This window comes from Howardella ureilytica, assembly GCF_054657495.1.
The window spans coordinates 21041-28877 of record NZ_BAAHYP010000015.1; the positions used below are offsets into that span (position 1 = coordinate 21041).

At 38.7% G+C, this 7837-nt stretch carries 8 protein-coding genes; 3 read left to right on the forward strand and 5 right to left on the reverse strand.

Annotated features, from left to right (window positions below; genetic code table 11):
• From ACYQ1N_RS07220 to ACYQ1N_RS07240, 5 genes are all read right to left on the reverse strand, one after another.
• On the reverse strand, positions 1-675 hold the full coding sequence (locus ACYQ1N_RS07220) for a response regulator transcription factor (RefSeq protein WP_459834391.1): 675 nt from the start codon (positions 673-675) through the stop codon (positions 1-3).
• A gap of 40 nt (positions 676-715) precedes the next feature.
• On the reverse strand, positions 716-2353 hold the full coding sequence (locus ACYQ1N_RS07225) for an FMN-binding protein (protein WP_459834393.1): 1638 nt from the start codon (positions 2351-2353) through the stop codon (positions 716-718).
• The gene (locus ACYQ1N_RS07230; protein WP_459834395.1) at positions 2350-3348 is read right to left on the reverse strand and encodes an FAD:protein FMN transferase; all 999 of its coding nucleotides are present in this window, start codon (positions 3346-3348) and stop codon (positions 2350-2352) included. Before ACYQ1N_RS07230 ends, ACYQ1N_RS07225 begins: the two co-directional genes overlap by 4 nt.
• Positions 3349-3668: 320 nt before the next feature.
• On the reverse strand, positions 3669-4070 hold the full coding sequence (locus tag ACYQ1N_RS07235; protein WP_459834397.1) for a Fur family transcriptional regulator: 402 nt from the start codon (positions 4068-4070) through the stop codon (positions 3669-3671).
• A gap of 151 nt (positions 4071-4221) precedes the next feature.
• Complete coding sequence (locus ACYQ1N_RS07240; RefSeq protein WP_459834399.1) at positions 4222-5295, reverse strand: undecaprenyldiphospho-muramoylpentapeptide beta-N-acetylglucosaminyltransferase; 1074 nt, start codon at positions 5293-5295, stop codon at positions 4222-4224.
• Positions 5296-5452: 157 nt separating this feature from the next.
• Here ACYQ1N_RS07240 and ACYQ1N_RS07245 point away from each other — a divergent pair, with 157 nt between their 5' ends.
• From ACYQ1N_RS07245 to ACYQ1N_RS07255, 3 genes are all read left to right on the forward strand, one after another.
• Positions 5453-6154, forward strand: a complete 702-nt coding sequence (locus tag ACYQ1N_RS07245) for a 5'-methylthioadenosine/adenosylhomocysteine nucleosidase (protein WP_459834401.1) — start codon at positions 5453-5455, stop codon at positions 6152-6154.
• A 12-nt stretch (positions 6155-6166) separates the two neighbouring features.
• The gene (locus ACYQ1N_RS07250; RefSeq protein ID WP_459834403.1) at positions 6167-7450 is read left to right on the forward strand and encodes a glucose-6-phosphate isomerase; all 1284 of its coding nucleotides are present in this window, start codon (positions 6167-6169) and stop codon (positions 7448-7450) included.
• Positions 7451-7693: 243 nt separating this feature from the next.
• Positions 7694-7837: transposase (locus ACYQ1N_RS07255; protein ID WP_459834405.1), on the forward strand; the 144-nt coding region annotated here is incomplete at its 3' end.

Below are 7837 nucleotides of genomic sequence, written 5' to 3' on the forward strand. Positions count from 1 at the left end.
TCAATTTCTCAATTCATATCCTATGCCGCGTACGGCCTTTATTTTGGCTGCGGAATTAATGAATTTCAGTTTTTTTCTGACAAATGTCATGTAAACTTCCACATTATTGTATTCCGATTCATTTTCATATCCCCATATCTTTAATGCAATTTGTTCACGGGTTATAATTCTGTCACTGTTTGCAACAAGAAGTTCAATGATTTTATATTCTTTATCGGAAAGTCGAATTGATTCGCCGGTATTTTTATTTGCAAGTTCCATGGTCTTTGTGTTTAGTGAGATATCTTCAAAATATAATTTTCCGTCTTCCGTATTGTAGATGCGTCTTGTCATCGCACGAAGGCGGGCAAGAAGTTCTTTTGAAGCGAATGGTTTTGTAAGATAGTCGTCGGCTCCGCAATCAAGTCCGTTTACCTTATTATCCGTATCATTTAGTGCCGTAAGTATCAATATGGGAGTTCTTATGCCGTTTTTTCTTGCTTCAAACGTAATATCAAAACCGTTTATATGCGGAAGCATTACATCAATAACGGCAATGTCATAAATCCCTTCTTTTATTGCTTCTAAACCCTCTTTTCCGTCAAGATACCAGTCAACACTGTAATTTTCCTGCTTTAGAAATTCGACAATTGCCTGTCCCATTCTCTTTTCATCTTCAACAAGAAGAAGCTTCATTATAATCATCTCCTTTATTTTGGATACCGCAATAACCGTATCATAACGCAAATCTTCTGTGACTATGATTGTCATGAATATCGTCGTTTGTGTTATTATACGTCAGACCCAGAGCATTTGCCACAGCTTCAAGTATACCGTTTGAGCTCATGGTGGCTCCGGATACCGTTGCAACATCTACAGATTGAGAATTAATGACAGAGTTTATTACGGAGGTTGCGCGTGAAAGATACGGTGCGTCTTCATATGAAGAAATAATTTCTATGGAAGAAATCGAGCCGTCGGAAACCGTAACTTCGACTTCTATTGAGCCGTTTCGTCCATATCCGGTGCCTGTATATGTACCGTCTTTAAAGTTACCGGATGCAGTATCGTCGTTTGTTTTAGGAGTATCGTTACCTGCAGAGGACGTACCGGACTGAGAACCGTTGTATGTTTCCTCCGGTGTATTTGCCGTTACTCCGTCATCGGATGAAGTATTATCGGATGTTTCGGATTCATTGTCATTGACTTCGGCAGATGAAAGTGCGTCTTTTACGGCATTTATTATTCCTTCGGAACTGAAAGTTGCGCCGGAAACGGCTGATACATCCGTAGATTGTTTGGATATTATGGAATTAATTACAGTGTTTTTTGCACGATTGAAAAATTCTTCATCGTCCATGAAGCTTTCAATGGTTATTGAATTTATTTTACCGTTTTCGACAGTAACATTTACTTTGGTTTTGCCTCTGAATCCGACAGCCGATCCGTAATAAGTTCCGTCTTTGTATTGAGAGGTATCGGATTGGGATGAATTGCCTGCGGAGATATTTTCTGTTTCGGGAGCGCCTGTATCGGCATATGTTGAAGATAATATATTGCCTGCAAAATATACGCCGGCGACGGCGACGGCGGCAATAGGAGCAGATATTGTTCCGAGAGAGTTATTATCAAGTGCTTTTGTAGGACATACGGAAATACATCTGAAACAATCTATGCATTCACTTGAAACAACCTTTCCGTGAAGTTCGCCTTCCTTGTTAACGTCTATTGACATGGGACATTTTTTTGAACAGAGATCACATTTTACGCAAGTTTCATTTGTTTTTTTTATTTTAAACATTCTGAATACTGAAATAAATGAAAATATTCCTCCAAGAGGGCACAGATAACGGCAAAAAAACCTTTCAATAAAAAACGAACCTATTATTATGAGTATCAGAAAGGCTCCTCCGATACTTAAAAACATTGAAAGGTCGCTCCAACCCTTGATTGAAGAGTATATTCCGAATACGTACCACGGATCTGCGGGGGTAAGGGAAATACCGGCGGTCCATGCAACAAAAATTATCGCAAGAATAATATATTTTATGTTTTTTAAATATTTGTCCGCACGGTTAGATATTTTTATCTGCTTTATTTTTAACTTGCCGGATATAAATGATATTAATTCAGTCATACTGCCGAAGGCACACAGATATCCGCAAAAAAATCGTCCTCCTATTATGGTTACGGGCATTACGGCAAGCAAGGTGATAATTGAGCTTAGTTGGGAACTCCATGAGAATGTTCCGTGAATTACCGATAAATATATGCTTCCGACGGAGTTGAGAGTTACGATAAATAATCCCGGTATTGCAACAAAAGAAATAATTTGAGCAATATGGCGGATAAACGGAGTGAATATTTTTTTCATGCTGTTCTCTCCTTTATAAGTGAAAATCTGTGTTTTATTGATTTGCTTACATATATATTCCCTTTTTTGTCCGCAAGTATGACAGACAGATTTCTTTTTTCAGAAAACACGATACTCTCTTTAAGACCGAGAATGATAAGCGTTGTGGCGTATACGTCGGCAGCCGTACCGCTTTCCGATATTACTGTTGCCGAAACAAGATCGGTGAGACACGGATTTCCCGTAACAGGATTAATAATATGATGTGACATGCCGTTGTCAAAGCACTGTTCATATGTACCGGAAGTAACCACTGCCTCACCGGAAGATATAACACTTGCGAAAGGAATATTTGCTCCGGATAAATTAACCGGGATAAACGGATTTCTCAGTCCTATTTTTTTCGGATTACCGATTACATATATACTTCCGCCGAGATTGATGAGTGCTTTCCGAATATTGTGTGATAAAAGTATTTTTCTTATTCTGTCCAGAGCATATCCCTTTGCTATTCCTCCGAGATCAACGGCGAGTGATGCTTGTGTTAATTTTGCACTGACTGTTTTTTCGTCCAGTATAAGTCCGTTATAATCCGCATATATGTCCTCGCATGGGGAATTACATTTATCACGGGAAGATGAGCGTGTAACGATATTTTTGTTCTCGTTTTCTGAATTAGGATATTTTTTACGGTCTCTTGTTTTTCTCCAACGCTCGGATGATTTGCCTACGGTAATATCGAATATACCCTTTGTGACTTCGGCATAATACTTTGATTCTTTTAAAATGTTAAATGTATCCGGGGAGAGCTTAACTAATGTATTTCTCTTTGATGTGTTTAATTTTGATATTTCGCTTTCTTTTTTGAAAAATGACAGCCTGTTATCTGTATCGGTCAGATAATCCTTTACGGAAGTAACTGCTTTTTCGGCATCTGCATACATGTTGTAGGGGGCGTAAACCGATATTTCACATACAGTACCCATGGAACGGGTTATTAATCTTAACTGTTTCATTTCAAATCTCCTTTATATTATCTGTTAAATAAACATTTAATCGGAATGATCGGATAAACAAGGTTTCTTATCCATGCTCGGTCAGCATTATATAAAATGAAGATTGAAATAAAATTGAAGTATATTTAAAGAATCCGGATGCATTGTAAGATTGATACGGTAAAGTGCGAAAAAATAAGATTTGCTTCAGCCTGTAATTTTACGAAGTCGGTAATATGACAGTGACGGCTTTGCAAACGTTTACAATGTACATGAAAAAATTTACATAATAAAAAAGAGAGGCTTATGACCTCTCTTTTCGGATAATTTAAAAATGTAAGTTATTCAGTGTCACATTTATCGCATATTCCGTGGAAAAATGTGATATGTCCCGATATCTTTCCCTTTGAAAAATGTGATTGTGCGTTATTAATAAACGCATCTTCGATAACATCATCATTTAAATCAAAGTCCATAACGGCATGACACTTGTTGCACTGAAAATGGTTGTGTGGTTTGAGATTGGCATCGTAATGAACAGAACCGTCTTCGCAAGGTATCGTAATTGCTTTTCCGTGATCAACCAGGAAAGCAAGATTTCTGTATACCGTACCCAAACTGATATTAGGGAATTCCTTGGATACATTCTGATATACGATATCTGCGGTAGGGTGATCATATCTGGATTTTAAAAATTCTTCGATGGCGTCTCTTTGCTTTGAATGTTTAACAGTAGCTGCCATAACAATCACCTCCGTGTTTTAAAATAAAATTAAAAGCTATTATAAGCACCTGTTTGCATAATGGTGTTAATAATAACTATTATTGTTTTTATTATATCATGCCGAATACATTTAGGGCAACCGGATATATGATGATTATTATATAAATTTATTATACAGATTCTATTAATTCTATAATTTTTCCTATGGCGTCACGTTGTTCGCTTCCTGCCATGTTCCTTATATATGTATCTTTATTGGCAAATACATATTCAATGGATTCAAGGAGCGATTCGGGGGTTATGTCTTCCTCAAACAGAACTTTAGAATATCCGCTTTTTTCAAATGATTCCGCATTGAGAATCTGATCGCCTCTGCTGGATGCAGCGGGAAGAGGAATTAATAAATTAGGTTTTTTAAGCGTTAAAAATTCAAATATTGCGTTGGCTCCCGCTCTTGATACAACCATATCGCTCATTGCAAGCAGGTCTTTCATTTCTTTGTCGATATATTCATATTGAACATATCCGGGGATGCCGTCATATTCTCTGTCAGCCTTATCCTTTCCGCAGAGATGCACTACATTATATTTTTTGAGCAAAGCATTAAGATTTGCATGAAGAGCCTCGTTTAATGCAACGGCACCGGTGCTTCCGCCCATACATAATATTGTAGGCTTATTGTCGGGAAGCCCTGTGAATCTGTGACCTTCTGCGGCGTTTCCGGCCAAAAGCTCTTTACGTATGGGAGTTCCCGTAAGAACGGGATGTTTATCTTCACTTATGTACTTGAGAGTTTCAGGAAAGGTTGTACATACGATGCTTGCCCGTTTTATGGCGATTCTGTTGGCAAGTCCCGGCGTCATGTCCGACTCGTGTATAATAACGGGTATTTTGAGTTTCCCGGCCGCCATGACCACGGGAACCGATACAAATCCTCCCTTTGAAAAAACAACATCGGGCTTCATTTTCTTGAGCAGTTTTTTTGCCTGATTATAACCTTTAAGAACCTTAAACGGGTCCGTAAAATTCTTAAAGCTGAAATATCTTCTGAACTTACCGGACTTTACGCCGTAATACCTTATGTTTTGCGCTTTTATCAAATCCTTTTCTATTCCGTCTTCGGAACCGATATATGCTATTGCGTAATCTCTGCTTCTAAGCTCGGGCAACAGAGCAATGTTTGGCATTACATGACCGGCCGTTCCGCCGCCGGTCATAATTATTCTTCGTCTTCTTTCACTCATAATTTTATCCTTATTCCGTATAAATATTTTATTTTTATACTTTTCATAGTATTATACTAAACAAAATGTAATAAAAGTAAATAGAATATGCAGTAAATATTTGAAAATGATATACTACTTTGTTAGAATAATATGAATATTATACGGGGGTATCATCGTGTTAGGAATAATCGGAGCAATGCAGGAAGAAGTTGAGCAGCTTATTTCTGTTATGAATATAACAAAGGAAGAAAAGAAGGCGGGAATGGAATTTTTTGCCGGTCGTTTGGAGGGAGTGCCCGTTACGATTGTAAGAAGCGGTATAGGTAAGGTTAATGCGGCAATATGTACGCAGATACTTGTGGATGACTTCAATGTCGATGCTGTTATAAATACGGGAATTGCAGGTTCACTTCACGACAAAATAGAAATAGCAGATGTGGTGTTGTCGGAAGACGTACTTCATCATGACATGGATGCCACGGGATTCGGATATCCGAAGGGACAAATTCCGAGAATGGACGTATTGTCGTTTAAAGCTGATGCGGGACTTGTGGCTCTTGCAAAAAAAGCCTGCGAAGCGGCTACGCCCGATATCGGAATACATATAGGCAGAATTGTAAGCGGAGATCAATTCGTTTCGGATTCTGATGTCAAAAAGAAAATCGTTGACGATTTTAAGGGACTGTGTACTGAGATGGAAGGCGCCGCAATTGCGCAGACTTCATATCTTAACGGTATTCCATTTGTAATAATAAGAACCATATCGGATAAGGCTGATAACAGCGCAAGTGTTGACTATCCTACATTTGAAAAGAAAGCGATTGCAAATGAAGTGAAAATAGTTAAAAAGTTTTGCACATATTACAATGAATTATAACGGAACAGTATTATGTTAGATATAAAGTTAGATTATTCTATGAGTCGCGAAACGGTGGCTGACATAGATTCCATGAAGGATCGAACCATAGAGGCTAAAAATATGTTATTGTCCGGAACAGGCAAGGGCAGTGACTATATCGGATGGGTCGATCTTCCCGTTAACATGGATTCGGAAGAACTGTCAAGGATAAAGAAAGCGGCGGAGAAGATAAGAAACGAATCCGATATCCTTGTTGTTGTGGGAGTCGGAGGCTCATATCTGGGTGCCAGAGCAGGTATCGAGTTTCTTGTAAACGAATTCGATGATGTAAAAGTAATATTTACGGGCAATACTCTCAGCACGGATGCTCTTGCTTCCGTTATCAGAAGGCTTGAAGGAAAGGACTGGTCTATAAATGTCATCTCCAAGTCCGGAACTACACTGGAGCCGGCCATAGCATTCAGGGTTTTAAAGAAAGAGCTGGTGAAAAAATACGGAGATAAGGCAAGCTCAAGGATATATGCCACAACGGATAAGCACAAGGGAGCTCTAAAGACTCTGGCTGACAATCAGGGATATGAGACATTTGTTGTTCCGGATAACGTAGGAGGCAGATTCTCGGTTTTATCCGCTGTCGGGCTTCTTCCCATTGCCGTAAGCGGAGCCGATATTGACATGTTACTTGCCGGAGCAAGGGATATGAGAGAGGCCTGTATAAACAACGACTTTGATGACAATATGGCGATGCAGTATGCCGCGGCAAGACATATAATGATGAATCACGATAAATCAATAGAGGTTTTGTGCACATACGAGCCTGCCACAAGGACTCTCGGCGCCTGGTGGAAGCAGTTGTTCGGAGAGTCTGAGGGAAAGGACCATAAAGGGCTGTTCCCGGTGACTTTGAGTTATACAACGGATTTGCATTCACTTGGGCAATATATACAGGACGGTAAGAGAATAATGTTTGAAACGGTCCTTGTTGTCGAAAGCTCAAACGATTCTATAGTAATAGAAGAAGAACAATGCAATCTTGACGGACTTAATTATCTTTCCGGAAAAACTTTGGATTTCGTTAACGGATGTGCGCTGGAAGGAACCATGAATGCTCATATTGAGGGTGATACGCCTAATATAAAGCTGATTTTTCCGAAAAAGGACGAATATAACCTCGGGTGCCTGTTTTATTTCTTTGAATTTGCATGCGGAATAAGCGGATATATGCTTGGAGTTAATCCTTTTAACCAGCCGGGAGTGGAAAGCTATAAAAAGAATATGTTCAGACTTCTCGGAAGACCGGGATACGAAGAGTGATAAACAGAAAATACCACAGACGATGCATTAACGTGCCTGTTTGCCGTTTTCGGCACATGGGCGTCAGCTTTGTCTGTGGTATTTTTCTATAGGTTTAAGTATGTGACTAACCGTTTTAACATGCCGTGAGCAATAAATCCCCCACCTCTATAGGTGGGGGATTTATTGCTCACGGCATTTATTCATATATAACTTTATGTTATAATGTAATCAGTATTAAATAAATAAAAGGTTACAAATACAATGAATTTTGACACTAATAATCATTCAGTATTTATACTGCATTATCATCTGATCATGTGTATCAAATATCGAAATAAAGTCATAAATGATGAAATTTCCAATCGTCTAAAAGAGATATTTGGATATATTGCTCCAAATTATAAT